Below are 17,810 nucleotides of genomic sequence, written 5' to 3'. Positions count from 1 at the left end.
TTTTGTGGAAAGCACGATGTCTGCAGTTGCCGAAGTCCCTGTTACCCCGCCCCCCGCCGCCAGCGCCGGCTGGCAGCAGCGCCTGGCTTCGCTCGACCGCGGTGCGCGCCTGCGCCTGGGTGCGGCGGCGTTGTTGCTGCTGGGGGTGATCGCCGCGGCCTTCTTCTATGGCCGCAGCCCGGACTACCGGGTGCTGTTCTCGGGCCTGAACGACAAGGATGGCGGCGCCATCGTGGCCCAGCTGACCACCATGAACGTGCCCTACAAATACACCGAAGGCGGCGGCGCCATCATGGTGCCGGCCGAGCGTGTGCACGACGTGCGCCTGCGCCTGGCCACGCAGGGCCTGCCCAAGGGCTCGGTGACGGGCTTCGAGCTGATGGAGACCAACCGCTTTGGCGTGACCCAGTTCCAGGAGCGGCTGAATTTCCAGCGTGGGCTGGAGGGCGAGCTGACGCGCTCCATCCAGGCCCTGGCCTCGGTGCAGAGCGCGCGCGTGCACCTGGCGCTGCCCAATCAGAACGGTTTCTTTCGCGAGCAGCAAAAGCCTTCGGCCTCGGTGCTGCTGTCGCTGTACCCGGGCCGCATGCTGGATCGGGCGCAGCTGGCGGGCATCGTGCACCTGGTGGCATCCAGCGTGCCCGAGCTGGCGCCCTCGGCGGTGAGCGTGCTGGACGATACCGGCAAGCTGCTGTCGCAGTCGCCCGACGGCGGCGCCAGCAATGGCGTGGACGCGCAGCAGCTGGCCTATGTGCAGCAGATAGAGCAGCAGTACACGCGCCGCATCCTGGACTTGCTGGAGCCCGTGGTGGGCAAGAACAACGTCAAGGCCCAGGTGACGGCCGAGGTGGACTTCAACCAGACCGAGTCCACGGTGGAGCAGCACCGCCCCAACCTGGCACCCGACGCCAGCGCCGTGCGCAGCCAGCAGATCGTGGAAAGCGGCGGCGACAAGGGCGCGCAGCCGCCCACGGGCGTGCCCGGCGCCGTCAGCAACCAGCCGCCGCAGGGCTCCACGGCGCCCATCAACGGCGCCAACCCGCCGCCCACGGCCGCCAATGCCCAGCAGCAGCCGGGTGCGGCGGGGCAGGGCAAGCGCGAATCCATCACCAACTATGAGGTGGACAAGACCACGCGCGTGACGCGCGGCGGTATGGGTGCCATCAAGCGCGTGAACGCGGCCGTGGTCGTCAACTACCAGAGCGTGAGCGAGGAGGAGGGCAAGCCGCCGGTCGCCAAGGCCCTGAGCCCCGAGCAGATCGAGCAGATGACGGCCCTGGTGCGCGAGACCATTGGCTACAGCAAGGAGCGCGGCGATTCGGTGAACCTGATGAACACGCCCTTCCTGGCCGATGCCGCGCCCGCCGCCGACCTGCCGCTGTGGAAGCAGCCCGAGGTGGTTGAGCTGGCCAAGAGCCTGGGCTGGCCCGTGGGCCTGTCGCTGGCCGTGGCGCTGTTGCTGCTGGGGCTGGTGCGCCCGGTGCTCAAGGGCCGCAAGAGCGCCACGCCGGCGCAGGATTCGGCGCCCGGCGGCCAGCTGAATGCCCTGGCCTCCGAGGAGCTGGAGCGCCCCGCGCTGCCCGCCCCCGAGCAACCGCAGGACCTGCAGCCCACGGCCGAACAGCTGCGGCTGGAGGACGCCCGCCGCCTGGCGCGCGAGAACCCGGTGGCCGTGGCCAGCATCATCAAAACCTGGGTCAACGGCGAATGACGCCGGCCCGTAGCTGACGGCGAGACCGATATGGACGAACAGGGACTGAACGACGCAGCCATCATGCTGATGTCGCTGGGCGAGGAGGAGGCGGCCGAGGTCTTCAAGCACCTGTCGCCCAAGGAGGTGCAGAAGCTGGGCGAGACCATCGCCCGCATGCGCGCCGTGTCCAAGGAGAAGGTGGACGAGGTGCTGACCCGCTTCACCAACGACGCAGCGGCGCAAAGCCTGCTGGTGTCCGACACCGGCAACTACGTGCGCTCGGTGCTCAAGCGCGCGCTGGGCGACGACAAGGCGGCGCTCTTGATCGACCGCATATTGCAGGGCGGCGATGTCTCGGGCATAGAGAGCCTGAAGTGGATGGACCCGCTGTCGGTGGCCGAGCTGCTGCGCAACGAGCACCCGCAGATCGTCGCCGCCATCCTGGTACACCTGGATCCGGACCATGCCTCGGGCATCCTGGGGCAGTTCACCGAGCGCCAGCGCGGCGAGGTGATGCTGCGCATCGCCACGCTGGAGGGCATACAGCCCACGGCGCTCAAGGACTTGAACGAGGTGCTGTTCAAGGCCCTGGCCGGGGGCGACAAGGTGCGCAAGAGCTCGCTGGGTGGCGTGCAGGCGGCGGCCAGCATCATCAACCTGATGGGCTCGGGCATGGATGCGGCGGTGCTGGAGTCGATCCGCGGCCACGACATCGACCTGGCGCAGAAGATCATGGACAAGATGTTTGTCTTTGACGACGTGGCCAAGCTGGACGACCGCTCCATCCAGACCGTGCTGCGCGAGGTGGCCTCCGAGACCCTGGTGGTGGCCCTGAAGGGCGCCCAGCCCGAGGTGCGCGACAAGATCCTGAACAACATGTCCTCGCGCGCGGCCGCTGCCATGCGCGAAGACCTGGAGTCGCGCGGCCCCATGCGCCTGTCCGAGGTCGAGGCGCAGCAGCGCGAGATTCTGAAGACCGTGCGCCGCCTGGCCGACGAAGGCCAGATCGCATTGAGCGGCGGAGGTGACGATGCCTTCGTCTAGCCGCCACTACTCGCGCTTCATCCCCGGCGAAGAGCTGGGTAACGTCAGACGCTGGGAGTTTGGCGATGTGCACGACGCCGGCACGCTGCGCCCCCTCATGTCGCCCACGCCGGTGCTGGAGCCCGAACCTGACACTGAGCTGCACGCCGGCATCACCATCGACGCGGCCGAGCAGCAGGCGCTGCTGCAGCAGGCGCATGACGAGGGCCATGCGCGCGGCCTGGCCGAAGGCCAGGAGCAGGCGCGCCTGGCGGCGCAGCAGCAGCTGGACGACTATGTTGCCGGCCAGGGCCGCGAGGCCGCCGAACGCCTGGCGCAGGTGGCGCAAAGCCTGCAGGACAGCCTGGCAGGCCTGCAGCAGGCCATGGCGCAGGAGGTGCTGCAGCTGGCCTGCGACATTGCGCGCCAGGTGGTGCGCCGCGAGGTGGCAGGCAACCCCCGGGCCATGCTGCCCGTGGTGCGCGAGGCTCTGGGCATGCTGGCGGCCGAGAGCCGGCCGGCCACGGTGCGCCTGCATCCGGACGACTGGGCGGCGCTGGAAAAGCCGCTGCGCGAAGAATTCGCCAGCCCGCGCATCGAATGGCAGGCGGACGCCGCCGTGCCGCCCGGCGACTGTCTGGTGGAATCCGCCGGCATGCAGATCGACGGCACGCTGGACAAGCGCTGGCGCCGCGCCATCGCCGCCCTGGGCCTGACGGCCGCCTGGCGTGAGGATGGCCATGCCGATTGAGCCCGCCAGCGCCTGGGGAGAGTTCATGGCCGCGGCGCGCGCGCGCGTGGCGCAGCCGCAGGCGCTGGAGGCGCGCGGCACGCTCACGCGCCTGACGGGCCTGGTGCTGGAGGCCGCGGGCCTGCGTGTGCCAGTGGGCGCGCAGTGCCAGATGCGGATGCCGGGCCAGGAGCCGGTGCTGGCCGAGGTGGTGGGCTTTGCCGGCGACAAGGCCTTCTTGATGCCGGCGGGCGATATCCACGGCCTGTCCAGCGGCGCCAGCGTGACACCGGCCGCGCCCTATGTGCCGGCGCCGCGGCTGGGTGCGGCCGGCGGCGAGAGCTTGGACACAAGCGCCGGCGTGCTGCGCCTGCCTGTTGGCGCGGGCCTGCTGGGCCGCGTGGTGGATTCGCAGGGCCAGCCGCTGGACCATGGCGGGCCGCTGGCCGGGGTGACGGCACTGCCCATGGACAGAAGCCCGATCAACGCCATGGAGCGCGACCCGGTGCGCGAGCCGCTGGATACCGGCGTGCGCGCCATCAACGCGCTGCTGACCGTGGGACGCGGCCAGCGCCTGGGGCTGTTTGCCGGCTCGGGCGTGGGCAAGAGCGTGCTGCTGGGCATGATGGCGCGCTACACCCGGGCCGATGTCATCGTCGTCGGCCTGATTGGCGAGCGCGGGCGCGAGGTCAAGGAGTTTGTCGAGGACATTCTGGGCGCGCAGGATCGCGGCCGCTCGGTGGTCGTAGCCGCGCCGGCCGATGCGTCGCCGCTGTTGCGCATGCAGGGCGCGGCCTATGCCACGGCGATCGCCGAGCATTTCCGCGATCAGGGCTTGCATGTGCTGCTGCTCATGGATTCGCTGACGCGCTACGCCATGGCGCAGCGCGAGATCGCGCTGGCCATCGGCGAGCCGCCGGCCACCAAGGGCTATCCGCCCAGCTGCTTTGCCAAGCTGCCGGCGCTGGTGGAGAGAAGCGGCAATGGGCTCAATGGCGTGGGTTCGATCACCGCCTTCTACACCGTGCTGTCCGAGGGTGACGACCAGCAGGACCCGATTGCCGATGCGGCGCGGGCCATTCTGGATGGCCACATCGTGCTCTCGCGCGCGCTGGCCGAGGGTGGCCACTACCCGGCCATAGACATAGAGCAGTCGGCCTCGCGCGTGATGCACAACGTGGTGCAGCGCGAGCATTTCGACATGGCGCGCAGCTTCCGCGCCATCTACTCGCGCTACCAGAAGAGCCGCGACCTGATCCAGGTCGGCGCCTACATGAGTGGCTCAGACCCCCAGCTGGACGAGGCCATACGCCTGCAGCCGGGCATGGTGGGTTTTCTGCAGCAAAGCATGTTCGAGGCCGCGCCCATGGATGACTGCCTGGCGGCCATGGGCCAGGTGCTGGAGGGCTGAAGCCAATGGGCTCGCTGAACGCCTTTGTCGTCGCCGTGGATCTGGCCGAGCGCCAGCGTGATGCGGCGCGCCAGACGCTGCAGAACCTGCAGGGCGCACGCCAGGCGGCGCAGGCCCAGCTCGAGCAGCTGAGTGGCTACGCGGCGGAGACGCAGCAGCGCTGGGGCATGCGCGAGGGCGCGGCCGTGCAGCCCGAGGTCATGCGCCACCACTACCAGTTCATGGGCCGGCTCGATCACGCCATAGGCCTGCAGACGCAGGCCGTCAGCGGCCAGGATCAGCGTGTGCACCAGGCCGGGCAGGTGCTGCTGCAGGCTGAGCTGCGCCTGGCCAGCCTGCGCAAGGTGCTGGAGCGCCGCCGCGCAGACCTGTTGCGCGAGCAGCAGCGGCGCGAGCAAAAGCAGACCGACGAACTTGCATCACAACGCGCCGCGGCCAGGGCGGGCGCGGTGCATCAGGAGTAACAGCCATGGAAAAGACACGCATAGCCACCCCGGCGCCGCAGAGCGCGCATGAGGCGCGCGCCGCGCGCGGCACGGGGCAAAAACCCGGCAGTGCCGAGGACGCCGCCATCGCCGCGGGCCAGGGCGGCGGTTTTGCCTTGCTACTGGCGGCCCTGGGCGGTGGCGCCAGCGAACAGGCCAGCACGCAGGCAGGAGAACAGGCCGGCGAACAGGTCGGCGGCGCGGTGGCGCTGCTCGATGGCCTGGGCACCACGGCACCCGAAGCCGGTGAGCAGGCGCTGAAGCCCCAGCCGGGCATGCCGGATGGCGCAGCGCTGGCGCCCTGGATGCTGGGCCTGCAGCCCACCGCTGTGCAGGCGCAGGGTGCGGGCGTCGTTATGGATGGCGCAGCTGCCACCACGGGGGGCGAGGTGGCGGCCCTGTCGGGCCTGGCCGGCCGCAGTGGTCAGGGCCTGATGGGCGTGGCCCAGGCCGGTACGCAGCGCTGGACGAGCGGCAGCCTGGTGGGCGAAACCGCCATGCTGGACGGCGCCGCAGAGGCTGCCGCGCTGGGCGGTACTAGCCAGGGCATGGGCGCGGCTGCGCCGGCGGGGCGTGGTGTGGCGGCGCGCGCACAGCCATGGCAGCCGGCCGATGGCCCATCGGGAGCTGCCGGATCAGGACGAAATAACGCCGCAGGTGTTGTATCCATTGCGCAAACAGCTACTGAATCGATAGTGACGATGCCTGCCGCAGCACAGACCACAGGCTTGGCCATCAGCGAGCGTGGTGGTGCCCAGCAGCCCATGCCCCTGGCGCAGCCGGGTGGCGAGGCCGAGGCGGCTGCGCCGGCCCTGTCCGCCGCGGGTTTGATAGTGGCCAATGACCGCCAGCCTGGTGCCGCACAGTCCGACGCGCGTTCTGGCGCAGGCGCTGTGTCCGTGGGCAGTGGCGAGCACCAGGGCTTCGAGGCGCAGCCCGCAGCGGCCGACGCCACGCCGGCCGCCATGGCCGGCGCCGAAGACCAGCTGGCCGAGCAGATCGCCGAGCAGGCCAGCTATTGGGTGCACCAGAAAACCCAGAACGCCGAGCTGACCCTGGACCAGGGCGGCCGACCGGTCGAGGTGCGGGTGGCGCTCACCGGCGACCAGGCCCATGTCAGTCTGCGCAGTGACCAGCTGGAGGCGCGCCAGCTGCTGGACGCCGGCCGAGAGCAGCTGCAGGACATGCTGCAGCGCCAGGGCCTGCAGCTGGCCGGCATGACGGTGGGCGCCGGCGGCGGCCATGGCGCGGGCGCGCGCCAGGAGGGGCGCGAGGCGGGCTACCAGGGCGCGCAGCGCGCCAGCGTGCAGGCGGCGCTGCCCGTGGGCGCCGCGGGCCGTGGATCGGGCGTGGGCGAGCGCTCGGTGGATATCTTTGTGTGAGCGGCGCAAGCGCCCGATAGCCGGGGTTTTGGGCTTTTATTCCGGCGATCGGGGCAGGGGCGGCGGCTGAATAATGGGGCATCGAACAGGCAGCGGCCCCAGGCATGCTGTCTGCGGCTCCACTGTCTGACGCGGCCCGCGCGCAAGAAAGTCCCAACGTGTCCGAACCCACTGCCGCCCCGGCCAAGGCCAAGAGCAAGAAACTGATCATCATCGTGGCGGCCCTGGCCGTGCTGCTGGTGGCCGGCGGCGCCGCCGCCTGGCTGCTGCTGGGCAAACGCGGCGGCGGTGACGAGGAGGAGGGGCATGCGCCCGTGGCCCAGGCGGCCGCGCCCAAGACGCCGCCCACCTTTCTGCCCATGGAGAACATGGTGGTCAACCTGGCCGACCCCGGCGGTGACCGTTTTGCCCAGGTGGGCATCACGCTGGAGCTGGCCGACGCCAAGACCGGCGAGCTCGTCAAGTCCTTCATGCCCAGCATTCGCAGCAATGTGCTGCTGCTGGTGTCGCAGCGCAGCACCGAGGAGCTGCTGACGCGCGAGGGCAAGGAGAAGCTGGCCGTGGACATTCGCCGCGAGGTCTCGCGCCCGCTGGGCTTCACGGTGCCCAAGCCGCGCAAGCGCCCGGTGCAGCGTGACCCGGAGGACGAGGAAGAGGACGACGAGGTCGCGCCCCGGCGCGCCAAGGCGGACAACAACCCGGTGCGCCAGGTGCTGTTCTCCAGCTTCATCATCCAGTAAGTGAACCGCCTGAGGGAGGCTTGCCGTGAGTGATTCCTTTCTGTCCCAGGAAGAGGTCGATGCGCTGCTGGAGGGCGTGACCGGCGAAAGCCAGAAAACCGTCAAGGAGGAGATCGAGGCCGGCGCCGTCCGCGACTACGACATCTCCAGCCAGGAGCGCATCGTGCGCGGGCGCATGCCGACGATGGAGATCGTCAACGAGCGCTTTGCACGCAACTTCCGCATCGGGCTGTTCAACTTCATACGCCGCAGCCCCGAGATCTCGGTGGGCGCGGTGTCGGTGCAGCGCTACAACGCCTTTCTGCGCGAGCTGGTGGTGCCGACCAACTTCAACATCGTCTCCATCCGCCCGCTGCGCGGCAGCGGCCTGATCGTGTGCGAGCCCTCGCTGCTGTTCGGCATCATCGACACGCTGTACGGCGGCGTGGGCAAGTTCCAGACGCGCATCGAGGGGCGAGACTTCTCGGCCACCGAGCAGCGCGTCATCAACCGCCTGGTGGAGGTGATCTGCACCGAATACAAGAAGGCCTGGCAGGGCATCTACCCGCTGGAGCTGTCCTACCAGCGCTCGGAGATGCAGCCGCAGTTTGCCAACATCGCCACGCCCAGCGAGATCGTGGTCTCCACGGCATTCCAGCTGGAGATCGGCGACCTGTCCGGCGCCATCCACATCTGCATGCCCTACGCCACGCTGGAGCCGATACGCGACGTGCTGTATTCGGCCACGCAGGGCGATGCCATCGAGGTGGACAGGCGCTGGGTGCGCGTGCTCACCCGCGAGATCCAGGCCGCCGAGGTCACGCTGGTGGCCGAGCTGGCGCGCGCGGATGCCACCGTCGAGCAGCTGCTGGCCATGAAGCCGGGCGACTTCATCGAGCTGGAGCGCCAGCCGCGCATACGCGCGACCATCGAGGGCGTGCCCGTCTTTGACTGCCAATACGGCACACACAACGCCAAGTACGCGATCCGCGTAGAGGAATGCCTGCGCGGCATAGAGGCCCACTGGATGGGAGAGAAACATGTCAACTGAATCCGATCACAACGACCCCAATGGCGCCGCGGCGGCCGACGATCCGTTTGCCGGCTGGGCCGAGGCGTTGGAGGAGCAAAAGAGCGCCGATGCGCAAGCCGTGGAGGCCGATCAGGGCGGCCCGCTGTCGGGCGAGCCCGCGCGCCCCTTTGGCGGCAATGGCAATGCCCAGGTGCAGGACATCAACATGGTGCTGGACATTCCGGTGCAGCTGTCGGTGGAGCTGGGTCGCACCAAGGTGCCCATCAAGTACATCCTGCAGCTGGCCCAGGGTTCGGTGGTGGAGTTGGACGCGCTGGCCGGCGAGCCCATGGACGTGCTGGTCAACGGCTACCTGATCGCCCAGGGCGAGGTGGTGGTGGTGAACGACAAGTTCGGCATCCGCCTGACCGACGTGGTCACGCCCTCTGAGCGCCTGCGCCGTGTCAGCCGGGGTTGATGGCATGGGCATGACCCAGACATTGCTGCTGCTGGTGCTGCTGGTCGCGGCGCTGGCGGCCCTGCCCTGGCTGATCCGGCGCCTGCAGCAGCAGCGCGCCGGCCAGCTCGGGCAGGCGGGCGCCATGTCGCGCGTGTTGTCGGCCGTCGCCGTGGGGCCGCAGCAGCGCGTGGTGACCGTCGAGGTGGGGCCGCCGCAGCAGCGCACGGTGCTGGTGCTGGGCGTGACGGCGCAAAACATCAACTGCCTGCATGTGCTGCCCGCGGTGGCCACGGATGGCGCCCGCTTTGCCGCGGAGATGGCGGCGGCGCGCGCACAGCCCTTGGTGGATGGGGGCGCAGATGCATAAACGCTTGCGCGCCGCAGCGCTGCTGGGCGCTTTGCTGTGGGCCGGCGTGGCCCTGGCGCAGCAGGGCGGCGCGGCGGGCACGCTGCCGCTGGTGATTGGCTCGGGCGCGGGTGGCAACAGCTATTCGGTGCCCATACAGACGCTGCTGTTCTTCACGGCGCTGTCCTTTCTGCCAGCGGTGCTGCTGATGATGACCGGCTTCACGCGCATCGTCATCGTGCTGTCGCTCCTGCGCCAGGCCATAGGCACGCAGCAGGCGCCGCCCAACCAGGTGGTGGTCGGCCTGTCGCTGTTCCTCACGCTGTTCGTCATGGGCCCGACGCTGGACAAGGTTTACCAGGAGGCCTATGTGCCCTACACCACCAACGCGCTGTCCTTCGAGCAGGCGCTGGACAAGGCCGAGGCGCCCATGCGCGGCTTCATGCTCAAGCAGACGCGCCAGTCGGACTTTGCGCTGTTTGCGCGCCTGGCCAGGCTGGACGATGGCGTGACGGCCGAGACCGCGCCGCTGCGCGTGCTGGTGCCGGCCTTCGTGACCAGCGAGCTCAAGACCGCGTTCCAGATCGGCTTCATGGTCTTCATCCCGTTCCTGATCATCGACATGGTGGTCTCCAGCGTGCTCATGTCGCTCGGCATGATGATGCTGTCGCCGGTGTTGGTGGCACTGCCGTTCAAGCTCATGCTGTTCGTGCTGGCCGATGGCTGGAATTTGCTGATCGGCTCGCTGGCCGCCAGCTTCGCTGTATGAGTAGCAACCCCCTGAGCGACTTCGTCGCTTCCCCCTTCTCTCACGCTGCGCGTGGGAAGGGGGACGCCGCCCGTGCGGCGGGGCGGCCCTTGCACGGCGGCCGCTGGCTTGGCGCGCGCCAGTTTTATACGGTGCCGGCATTTAGCACAACGGCTGACTCAAAGGATTTTTCATGACCTCCCAATTCGTGCTCACCATGGGCCGCGACGCGCTCACGCTGCTGCTGACGATCTCGCTGCCGGTGCTCGGCGTGGTGATGGCCGTGGGCCTGGTGGTCAGCATCTTCCAGGCCGTGACGCAGATCCACGAGGCCACGCTGGCCTTCGTGCCCAAGCTGGTGGCGGCGGTGGTGGTGTTCACCATCGCCGGGCCGTGGATGATCACCACGCTGGTGGACTATCTGCGGCGCACCATTGAGTCGATCCCATCGGTGGTGGGTTGAGACGTGAGGCGCTTGGCTGTCCTGCGATGAGTGTTAGGTTCAAGGACCCGCCTGTTGGTGTTTGTCGCCCAACGCACAACACAAAACGCACAACCTCCCACCCCGCATGATCACCTTCACCGAGGCCCAGATCATGGCCTGGCTGTCGCCGGTGCTGTGGCCGTTTCTGCGCGTGCTGGCGCTGTTCACGGCGGCGCCGGTGTTCTCCATGCGCGCCATTCCGGTGCGCGTGCGCATCGGTCTGGCCTTCTTCGTGGCGCTATGCGCGCAGGCGGTGCTGCCCGATCAGCCGGTGATAGATCTGAACGGGCGTGAGGCCCTGGGCGCCGTGCTGCAGCAGGTGGGCGTGGGGCTGGCTCTGGGTTTTGCCGTGCGCCTGGTGTTCGTCGCCGTGGAGCTGGCGGGCGAGGTCATCGGCCTGCAGATGGGGCTGAATTTCGCCTCGTTCTTCGATCCCATGGCCAACGCCCAGGTGAGCGCCGTGGCGCGCTTCTTCGGCAACATTGCCATGCTGCTGTTCGTGGTCATCAACGGCCACCTGATGGTGCTGATGGCGGTGGTCAAGAGCTTCGACAGCTTTCCCGTGGATGGCCATTTTCTGCAGGCCGTGGGCCGGATGCGCCTGCATGAGCTGGGCGCGTCGCTGTTCGCCAGCAGCCTGTGGATCGCCCTGCCCATGATTGCCATGCTGCTGTTCGTCAACCTGACGCTGGGCATCATCTCGCGCGTGGCGCCGCAGATGAACATCTACGCCGTGGGCTTTCCGGTCACGCTCACCGTGGGCATGCTGGGCATCACGGCGACCCTGCCGATGCTGGAGCAGCCGATGCTGACGCTGCTGCAGCAGTCCATGGATCTGTTTGGCGGCGGACGTTGATTCACCAAAAACGATAGCGTTTTGCGCTTTGTAATTGGGGTAGTCAAATAGAAAAATGGTTGAAATGCTTGTGTGTCAAGCGCAAACAGCTATTGTTTTCATACCAACCGGTTGCGTATGGCGTACACCGTCAGCTCGGCGTTGTTGGCCAGCTTGAGCTTCTCCAGCACGCGCGCGCGGTACACGCTCACGGTCTTGGGGCTGAGCAGCAGCTCCTCGGCAATGTCCGACAGGCGCTTGCCCGAGGCGATCTTCACCAGCGTCTGCAGCTCGCGCTCGGAGAGCGACTCGTGCGGCAGCTCGGGCGTGGGCTGGGCCAGGCTGTCGGCCAGCAGCTGCGCCACCTCGGGCGTGAGGTATTTGCGCCCCTCGACCACGGTCTTCACGGCGGCAATCAGCTGCACCGGGTCGCCGCCCTTGTTGGCGTAGCCATGGGCGCCGGCCTTCAGGCAGCGCAGCGCGTACTGATCCTCGGGGTACATGGAGACGATCAGCACCTTGATCGCGGGGTGGCTCTCCTTCAGGCTGGCCAGCGCCTCCAGGCCGCTGCGCCCTGGCAGGTTCAGGTCCAGCAGCAGCACGTCGCAGGTGGCGGCGCGCAGCACCTCGCGCAGCTCGGCGTAGCTGCCGGCCTCGCCGGTCACGCAAATCTCGGGCGATTCGGCCAGCGTGTCGCGTATGCCGCGCCGCAGCACGGCATGGTCGTCGCAAAGCACCACATGGATCACGATTCTTCTCCTGCGTCGGGTTCGGTGGATGTTAGCGGCAGGCTCATGATGACCGAGGTGCCCTGGCCCGGACGGCTGCTGATGTCCAGCCAGCCGCCGGCGCGCCGCGCACGCTCCTCAAGACCCCTGAGGCCGAAGGAGCGGGGCTTCTGCCGCATCCCGGAGGCGATGCCGCGGCCGTCATCCGCCACCTCCAGCGTCAGGACGCCCTCGTGGTCGGACAGGTCGATATGCACGCGGCTGGCCTGGGCATGCTTGTGCACATTGGTCAGCGCCTCTTGTGCCGTGCGGTAGGCCACCAGCTGCAGGGTCGGGGGCATGTCCATGGCCTCGCGGCTGGCACTCACGCGCACGGGCACGCGCGTGCGCCGCTCGAACGACTCGGCCAGCCAGCGCACGGCCGCCACCAGGCCCTGATCGAGCACGGGCGGGCGCAGGTTGAACATCAGCCGCTGGCTGGCGTCCATGGCGTGTTGCAGCATCTCGGTGGCGCTGGCGGCATGCCGGCGCTGATCGTCATCCGCGCTGTGGCGCCCCAGCCAGGCCAGGTCGAACTTCACGGCGGCCAGTGCGCCGCCGATGTCGTCGTGGATTTCGCGCGCGATCGCCGCGCGCTCCTCCTCAATCGATGTCTGCAGGTGTTCGGCCAGGTCTGCCAGGCGCTGCTCGGATGCCGCCAGCTCGGCTGCCGCCTGCTCGCGCGCGCGGCGCGCCTCGGCCACCTCCAGCGCGCGCTGCAGCACATGCGGCAGGCGCGCCATGTCGTCCTTGAGCAGGTAGTCGGCAAAACCCAGGCGCATGGCGTCCACCGCCGCCGCCTCGCCAATCGCGCCGGACAGCAGCACGAAGGGCGGGTGGCCCGCCTGCTTTTCCACCACGCTCCAGGCATCCAGCGCGGTAAATCCCGGCAGGCGGTAGTCGGCCAGGATCAGGTCGTGGTTTTTTTGCATCACCCACTGAGTGAATTCGTCCAGCGTCTCCACCTGCCGGATCTCGTGCGCCACGCCCGAGCGGCGCAGAGTCAGGCGCACCAGGGCATGGTCGGCGGCCGAATCCTCGAGATGCAGTATGCGCATGGGGCTTTTTAGCGGTTCAAGCTCAGTAGAAATAGGTATCATAGGATACACATTGGAACAAGTTGTACCGATCCGCCGGCCGGCGGCGGGCGGCATGCCCGGACGGGAGAGATGTTGCCCGCGGAAATGTAGCCCGCAGCCATGGAGAAACGATGCAATCAACGCTTATTACGCCAGACGAGGGGCCTGCGGTGCAGGTTCCCGTGATGGTGGCGGCCGATTTGCAGGATTGTCTGCTGATGGCCGCGCACGACCTGCATCGTCTGGAGGGCTTGCTCGACCACGCCACGGACAATTTGCTCGCCCGTTTTGGGGAGGCGAATGCCGTGCTCACCGACGCGCGTGTCGACGGATGCGCCGAACTGCTGGCCTTGCGCACCGCGCTGCGCAGCGCCGTGACCGAGTTGCAGTTTCACGACATGGCCACCCAGCTCATCACCCACACCAGCCGCGTGCTGCAGGCCAGCGCCTTTCGCCTGGCGGCCCAGGTCATGGGCGGCGAGGAAGGCGAGGACGTCGCGCCGACCGAGGGTATGGCGCCGGATCGCCCCAACCCCGTGGCGCAACGGGAGATGGCAGCCGGTTCGGTGGAGCTGTTCTGAACCACTGTCAGCGGCCCCATGCACGCCCTGAACCCATTCAATCAATCAAGAGTCGTTGGAGTTGTCCATGTTGTCCATTCTTGCCGTCGATGATTCTCCGTCCATGCGGAAGATGGTGTCCTTCACGCTGACCAGCGCGGGCTACCACGTGGTGGAGGCGGTGGACGGCCAGGACGCCCTGGAGAAGGCCGAGACCCACCCCGTCAGCCTGGTGCTGGCCGACCAGAACATGCCGCGCCTGGACGGCATCGGCCTGACGCGCAGGCTGCGCGCCCACCCGCGCTACAAGGGCACACCCATCCTGATCCTGACCACCGAGTCCAGCGACCAGATGAAGCAGGCCGGCCGCGCCGCCGGTGCCACCGGCTGGCTGGTCAAGCCGTTCGACCCGGTGCGGCTCATCGAAGTCATACAAAAAGTCATCCGCTGAACCCGGCGCCTGACGACCATCACACCCACGCAGTTCACAGGAAGCCGACACCATGGCGGACACCCATCAAGAGAGCGCAGGCGCAGATTTCGACCTGACGCAGTTCTACCAAATCTTCTTCGAAGAGGCCGCCGAGAACCTGGACCAGATGGAGCAGATGCTGCTGAACCTGGATCTGGAGGCTGCCAACGACGAAGAGCTCAACGGCATCTTTCGCTGCGCCCACTCCATCAAGGGCGGCGCGGCCACCTTTGGCTTCGCCGATGTGGCCGAACTCACGCACCAGATGGAGTCACTGCTCGACCGCCTGCGCCGCCACGAGCTGCGCCTGATTGCGCCCATGGTGGACGTGCTGCTGGAGTCGGCCGATGCCTCGCGCAGCCTGCTGGCGCGCCACCAGGCGGGCGGGCAGGGCGAGGCCATCTCCACCCACGATCTGGTGCGCAGCATCAGCGAGCTGGCGTCCGGTCAGGCACCGGCCATGGCGCCGCAAGCCGTCGTGCCTGCGCCGCAGCCGGCTTTTGCACCCGCGCCGGTGGCCGCTCCGGCAGTGGTGCCCGAGGTGGGCGCAGATGGCATGCGCGCGCTCGAAATCCATATTGGCCCGCTGGAGCAGCTGGCCCAGGCCGACGCCATCAAGGAGCTGTTCCGAGACATCCCCGGGCTCGGGCAGATCGAGGATCTGCCGGGCGAGGTTGCCGACATGCGCCGCTTCGCGGTGCGAACCGCCTCCAGCAACGACGATCTGCTGGATCTGTTCGCGTTCCACGTGGCCAAGGAGAAGGTTTGCATCCTTGCTGCGGTGGCGTGTGCTGCGCCTGCCCCTGATGCACCTGTGACGCAGGCCGCTGGGCCCGATGCGGCCCAGCCCTATGGTTTCTTTGCCGGCGCTCCGGGCGTGCCTGTGGATGAAGTGGCCGTTGCCGCGCTGGCGGCTGCTGCGGCCCCCGCGCAGCGCACCGCCGCGGCACGCGCAGCGCCGGAGGCCAAGGGGGCCAGCCAGGCGTCCATGGAGTCCTCCACCATCCGCGTGGCCGTGAACAAGGTCGATCAGCTCATCAACCTGGTCGGTGAGCTGGTCATCACCCAGGCCATGCTGGCGCAAAACAGCCGCGGCCTGGATGCCGGGGCGCATCAGCAGTTGCTGGCCGGCCTGGCGGACCTGGATCGCAACACGCGCGACCTGCAGGAATCGGTGATGTCGATCCGCATGATTCCCATGTCCATCGTCTTCAACCGCTTTCCACGCATGCTGCGCGACCTGGCGGCGAAGCTGGGCAAAAAGGTTGACTTCATCACCCACGGCGAGGCCACCGAGCTGGACAAGAGCCTGGTCGAGAAGATCACCGACCCGTTGACACACCTGGTGCGCAACAGCCTGGATCATGGTATCGAGTTGCCCGAGGACCGCCTGGCCGTGGGCAAGCCTGAGCATGGCTCGCTGACCCTGTCGGCATCGCACCAGGGCGGCTCCATCGTGATCGAGGTGCGCGACGACGGCAAGGGCATGTCGCGCGAGAAGATTCTCAAGAAGGCGCGCGAGCGCGGCCTGGATGTCTCCGACACCATGCCCGACAGCGAGGTCTGGCAGTTGATCTTTGCGCCGGGTTTTTCCACTGCCGATGTGGTGACCGACGTGTCCGGCCGCGGTGTGGGCATGGACGTGGTCAAGCGCAACATCACCTCGCTGGGAGGGTCGGTGGAGATTGACTCGGCCGAGGGCTACGGCATGCGCGTGTCGGTGCGCCTGCCGCTCACGCTGGCCATCATGGACGGCATGTCGGTTGGGGTGGGCGACGAGGTCTACATCCTGCCGCTGTCGTCGGTGGTGGAGTCGTTCCAGGTCAACGAGGGTGATGTGAACACGGTCACCCAGGGTTCGCAGCTGGTGAAGGTGCGCGAGGAGTACATGCCCGTGATGTCGCTGGAGCGCATTTTCCAGGTGCCCCGGCCGGGCGGCGCGGGTAGCAGTGGCAACAACATCATGGTCGTGGTAGAGGCCGACGGCAGCCGTGTGGCGGTACTGGTCGATGAGCTGCTGGGCCAGCACCAGGTGGTGGTGAAAAACCTGGAAACCAACTACCGCAAGGTGCCCAACGTGTCTGGCGCCACCATCCTGGGCGACGGCACGGTGGCGCTGATTCTGGACACGGGCGCGCTGGTGCGCCGCGCACGCCATTGATGCGTGCCCAAAGCCGAGAAAGCAAGGAGTCAAGACATGAATGTGGTGGACAAGGGCATAGAGATCGTTGCGGCCGGTGCCAGGGAATACCTCACCTTCCGCCTGGGCCAGGAGGAGTACGGCATCGACATCCTCAAGGTGCAGGAAATTCGCGGCTACGAGGCACCCACGCGCATCGCCCACGCGCCGGCGTTCATCAAGGGCGTGATCAACCTGCGCGGCACCATTGTCCCCATCGTGGACATGCGCCTGCGTTTTGGCTGTGCGCAGGCGGACTACGACAGCTTCACCGTGGTCGTCATCCTGAACCTGCGTGAGCGCGTCGTGGGCATCGTCGTGGATTCGGTGAGCGATGTGATGGAGCTGGCGCCCGAGCAGCTGCGCCCCGCCCCAGACCTGGAAAGCAGTATCGACGCGCAGTGCATACGCGGCCTGGGCTCGGTGGGCGAGCGCATGCTCATCCTGCTGGACATCGAGCGCCTGATGGCGGGCGTGGACATGGGGCTGGCGACAGCAGCAAGCTGATGCACGCGCACCGACAAGCCATAGCCACACCAACGGCACGCCGTGCCCATGTGCGCGTCGGTCAGCACCACACGGCGGCGAATGCCGAGCATGAGGACGCGAGCGGGCGCGAGTTTGCCTGGACGCAGACCGATTTTTCGCGCGTGCAGGCACTGATCTACCAGCGCGCCGGCATCAACCTGCACGATGGCAAGCACGCCATGGTCTACAGCCGCCTGTCGCGCCGCCTGCGCGAGACCGGGCACACCAGCTTTCACGACTACCTGGGCTGGCTGGAGGGCAGCGACGGGCCGGAATGGCAGGAATTCATCAACGCGCTGACCACCAACCTCACGGCCTTCTTTCGCGAGCAGCACCATTTCGAGGTGCTGACGCAGTTGCTGCGCACGCGCCCGAATGGACCGTGGAATATCTGGTGCAGCGCCGCGTCCACCGGCGAGGAGCCGTATTCCATCGTCATGACCGCGCTGGAGGCGCTGGCACCGCGTGCCCCGTTCAAACTGGCGGCCAGCGACATCGACTCCAACGTGCTGGCCAAGGCCGCCCGCGGCGTGTACCGGCAAGACGGCCTCAAGGGCCTGAGCCAGTCACAGTTGCAGCGTTTCTTTCTGCGCGGCAAGGGCGATAACGCCGGCATGGCGCGCGTGCGCCCCGAGTTGCGCCAACCCATCGATTTTCTGAGCGTGAACCTGATCCGCGACGACTGGCCATTTCGCGAGCCTTTCGACGTGATCTTCTGCCGCAACGTCATGATCTACTTTGATGAGCCCACGCAGCGGCGCGTGCTCGAGCGCATGCACCGTGTCCTCAAGCCCGGCGGCATGCTGTTTGTGGGTCATGCAGAAAACTTCAGCGATTCGCGCGACCTGTTTGCCCTGCGCGGCAAGACGGTCTATGAGCGTGTTGGGTAGATAGGTC

At 67.8% G+C, this 17,810-nt stretch carries 20 protein-coding genes; 18 read left to right on the top strand and 2 right to left on the bottom strand.

What is annotated here, in order from left to right; all coding sequences use genetic code 11:
* Nucleotides 1-16: 16 nt before the first annotated feature.
* The 13 genes from fliF to fliR all read left to right on the top strand — a co-directional run bounded on the left by fliF (nt 17) and on the right by fliR (nt 11,349).
* On the top strand, nt 17-1,711 hold the full coding sequence (fliF, locus tag P4826_RS10110) for a flagellar basal-body MS-ring/collar protein FliF (protein WP_317700287.1): 1,695 nt from the start codon (nt 17-19) through the stop codon (nt 1,709-1,711).
* A gap of 30 nt (nt 1,712-1,741) precedes the next feature.
* Nucleotides 1,742-2,737, top strand: a complete 996-nt coding sequence (fliG, locus tag P4826_RS10105) for a flagellar motor switch protein FliG (protein WP_317700286.1) — start codon at nt 1,742-1,744, stop codon at nt 2,735-2,737.
* On the top strand, nt 2,724-3,467 hold the full coding sequence (locus tag P4826_RS10100; RefSeq protein WP_317700285.1) for a FliH/SctL family protein: 744 nt from the start codon (nt 2,724-2,726) through the stop codon (nt 3,465-3,467). The genes fliG and P4826_RS10100 overlap by 14 nt, the downstream gene beginning before the upstream one ends.
* Entirely contained in the window at nt 3,457-4,857 is a 1,401-nt protein-coding gene (gene fliI, locus P4826_RS10095; protein ID WP_317700284.1) for a flagellar protein export ATPase FliI, read from the top strand. Before P4826_RS10100 ends, fliI begins: the two co-directional genes overlap by 11 nt.
* A 5-nt stretch (nt 4,858-4,862) precedes the next feature.
* On the top strand, nt 4,863-5,321 hold the full coding sequence (fliJ, locus tag P4826_RS10090) for a flagellar export protein FliJ (protein ID WP_317700283.1): 459 nt from the start codon (nt 4,863-4,865) through the stop codon (nt 5,319-5,321).
* Nucleotides 5,322-5,326: 5 nt separating this feature from the next.
* Nucleotides 5,327-6,724, top strand: coding sequence for a flagellar hook-length control protein FliK (locus tag P4826_RS10085; protein WP_317700282.1), 1,398 nt, complete (start codon nt 5,327-5,329; stop codon nt 6,722-6,724).
* 158 nt (nt 6,725-6,882) lie between these two features.
* Nucleotides 6,883-7,464 carry a flagellar basal body-associated FliL family protein gene (locus P4826_RS10080; RefSeq protein WP_317700281.1) on the top strand — a complete coding sequence of 194 codons (582 nt, stop codon included), beginning with the start codon at nt 6,883-6,885 and terminating at the stop codon, nt 7,462-7,464.
* Nucleotides 7,465-7,489: 25 nt separating this feature from the next.
* On the top strand, nt 7,490-8,494 hold the full coding sequence (gene fliM / locus P4826_RS10075; protein ID WP_317700280.1) for a flagellar motor switch protein FliM: 1,005 nt from the start codon (nt 7,490-7,492) through the stop codon (nt 8,492-8,494).
* The gene (gene fliN / locus P4826_RS10070; RefSeq protein ID WP_317700279.1) at nt 8,484-8,933 is read left to right on the top strand and encodes a flagellar motor switch protein FliN; all 450 of its coding nucleotides are present in this window, start codon (nt 8,484-8,486) and stop codon (nt 8,931-8,933) included. The genes fliM and fliN overlap by 11 nt, the downstream gene beginning before the upstream one ends.
* A gap of 10 nt (nt 8,934-8,943) precedes the next feature.
* Nucleotides 8,944-9,282 carry a flagellar biosynthetic protein FliO gene (locus P4826_RS10065; protein WP_317700278.1) on the top strand — a complete coding sequence of 113 codons (339 nt, stop codon included), beginning with the start codon at nt 8,944-8,946 and terminating at the stop codon, nt 9,280-9,282.
* Nucleotides 9,275-10,030 carry a flagellar type III secretion system pore protein FliP gene (gene fliP / locus P4826_RS10060; RefSeq protein WP_317700277.1) on the top strand — a complete coding sequence of 252 codons (756 nt, stop codon included), beginning with the start codon at nt 9,275-9,277 and terminating at the stop codon, nt 10,028-10,030. The genes P4826_RS10065 and fliP overlap by 8 nt, the downstream gene beginning before the upstream one ends.
* 172 nt (nt 10,031-10,202) lie before the next feature.
* Nucleotides 10,203-10,472 (top strand): flagellar biosynthesis protein FliQ, encoded by a 270-nt coding sequence (gene fliQ, locus P4826_RS10055; protein WP_317700276.1) that lies wholly within the window; start codon nt 10,203-10,205, stop codon nt 10,470-10,472.
* Between the two features lie 106 nt (nt 10,473-10,578).
* Nucleotides 10,579-11,349, top strand: coding sequence for a flagellar biosynthetic protein FliR (gene fliR, locus P4826_RS10050; RefSeq protein WP_317700275.1), 771 nt, complete (start codon nt 10,579-10,581; stop codon nt 11,347-11,349).
* Nucleotides 11,350-11,447: 98 nt separating this feature from the next.
* On the opposite strand, the gene P4826_RS10045 is transcribed toward fliR, so the two are convergent.
* Together P4826_RS10045 and P4826_RS10040 are read right to left on the bottom strand one after the other, a co-directional pair.
* Complete coding sequence (locus P4826_RS10045) at nt 11,448-12,077, bottom strand: response regulator (RefSeq protein WP_317700274.1); 630 nt, start codon at nt 12,075-12,077, stop codon at nt 11,448-11,450.
* The gene (locus tag P4826_RS10040; RefSeq protein WP_317700273.1) at nt 12,074-13,195 is read right to left on the bottom strand and encodes a hybrid sensor histidine kinase/response regulator; all 1,122 of its coding nucleotides are present in this window, start codon (nt 13,193-13,195) and stop codon (nt 12,074-12,076) included. Before P4826_RS10040 ends, P4826_RS10045 begins: the two co-directional genes overlap by 4 nt.
* 110 nt (nt 13,196-13,305) lie before the next feature.
* Between P4826_RS10040 and P4826_RS10035 the strand changes: the two genes are divergently transcribed.
* The 5 genes from P4826_RS10035 (at nt 13,306) to P4826_RS10015 (ending at nt 17,803) form a co-directional block, all read left to right on the top strand.
* A complete protein-coding gene (locus P4826_RS10035) occupies nt 13,306-13,755 on the top strand; it encodes a hypothetical protein (protein WP_317700272.1) in 450 nt (149 codons plus the stop codon).
* A gap of 67 nt (nt 13,756-13,822) precedes the next feature.
* Nucleotides 13,823-14,185: a response regulator gene (locus P4826_RS10030; RefSeq protein ID WP_317700271.1), complete on the top strand. Its 363-nt coding sequence runs from the start codon at nt 13,823-13,825 to the stop codon at nt 14,183-14,185.
* A gap of 52 nt (nt 14,186-14,237) precedes the next feature.
* Nucleotides 14,238-16,367 (top strand): chemotaxis protein CheW, encoded by a 2,130-nt coding sequence (locus P4826_RS10025; protein ID WP_317700270.1) that lies wholly within the window; start codon nt 14,238-14,240, stop codon nt 16,365-16,367.
* Between the two features lie 36 nt (nt 16,368-16,403).
* On the top strand, nt 16,404-16,892 hold the full coding sequence (locus P4826_RS10020; RefSeq protein ID WP_317700269.1) for a chemotaxis protein CheW: 489 nt from the start codon (nt 16,404-16,406) through the stop codon (nt 16,890-16,892).
* The gene (locus P4826_RS10015) at nt 16,892-17,803 is read left to right on the top strand and encodes a CheR family methyltransferase (RefSeq protein WP_317700268.1); all 912 of its coding nucleotides are present in this window, start codon (nt 16,892-16,894) and stop codon (nt 17,801-17,803) included. The genes P4826_RS10020 and P4826_RS10015 overlap by 1 nt, the downstream gene beginning before the upstream one ends.
* Nucleotides 17,804-17,810 lie beyond the last annotated feature (7 nt).

Source organism: Diaphorobacter limosus, assembly GCF_033100095.1.
GTDB lineage: Bacteria > Pseudomonadota > Gammaproteobacteria > Burkholderiales > Burkholderiaceae_C > Alicycliphilus > Alicycliphilus limosus.
Note: the sequence above shows the minus strand (reverse complement) of the source record. Positions and strands in the feature narration are given on the sequence as shown.

Coding starts and splice junctions, on each gene's coding strand:
- P4826_RS10065 (WP_317700278.1), top strand. CDS start 8,944: ATGACCCAGACATTGCTGCTGCTGGTGCTGCTGGTCGCGGCGCTGGCG.
- P4826_RS10100 (WP_317700285.1), top strand. CDS start 2,724: ATGCCTTCGTCTAGCCGCCACTACTCGCGCTTCATCCCCGGCGAAGAG.
- P4826_RS10015 (WP_317700268.1), top strand. CDS start 16,892: ATGCACGCGCACCGACAAGCCATAGCCACACCAACGGCACGCCGTGCC.
- fliR (WP_317700275.1), top strand. CDS start 10,579: ATGATCACCTTCACCGAGGCCCAGATCATGGCCTGGCTGTCGCCGGTG.
- P4826_RS10040 (WP_317700273.1), bottom strand. CDS start 13,195: ATGATACCTATTTCTACTGAGCTTGAACCGCTAAAAAGCCCCATGCGC.
- fliP (WP_317700277.1), top strand. CDS start 9,275: ATGCATAAACGCTTGCGCGCCGCAGCGCTGCTGGGCGCTTTGCTGTGG.
- fliQ (WP_317700276.1), top strand. CDS start 10,203: ATGACCTCCCAATTCGTGCTCACCATGGGCCGCGACGCGCTCACGCTG.
- fliI (WP_317700284.1), top strand. CDS start 3,457: ATGCCGATTGAGCCCGCCAGCGCCTGGGGAGAGTTCATGGCCGCGGCG.
- P4826_RS10020 (WP_317700269.1), top strand. CDS start 16,404: ATGAATGTGGTGGACAAGGGCATAGAGATCGTTGCGGCCGGTGCCAGG.
- P4826_RS10035 (WP_317700272.1), top strand. CDS start 13,306: ATGCAATCAACGCTTATTACGCCAGACGAGGGGCCTGCGGTGCAGGTT.
- P4826_RS10030 (WP_317700271.1), top strand. CDS start 13,823: ATGTTGTCCATTCTTGCCGTCGATGATTCTCCGTCCATGCGGAAGATG.
- P4826_RS10085 (WP_317700282.1), top strand. CDS start 5,327: ATGGAAAAGACACGCATAGCCACCCCGGCGCCGCAGAGCGCGCATGAG.
- fliF (WP_317700287.1), top strand. CDS start 17: ATGTCTGCAGTTGCCGAAGTCCCTGTTACCCCGCCCCCCGCCGCCAGC.
- fliJ (WP_317700283.1), top strand. CDS start 4,863: ATGGGCTCGCTGAACGCCTTTGTCGTCGCCGTGGATCTGGCCGAGCGC.
- fliG (WP_317700286.1), top strand. CDS start 1,742: ATGGACGAACAGGGACTGAACGACGCAGCCATCATGCTGATGTCGCTG.
- fliN (WP_317700279.1), top strand. CDS start 8,484: ATGTCAACTGAATCCGATCACAACGACCCCAATGGCGCCGCGGCGGCC.
- P4826_RS10025 (WP_317700270.1), top strand. CDS start 14,238: ATGGCGGACACCCATCAAGAGAGCGCAGGCGCAGATTTCGACCTGACG.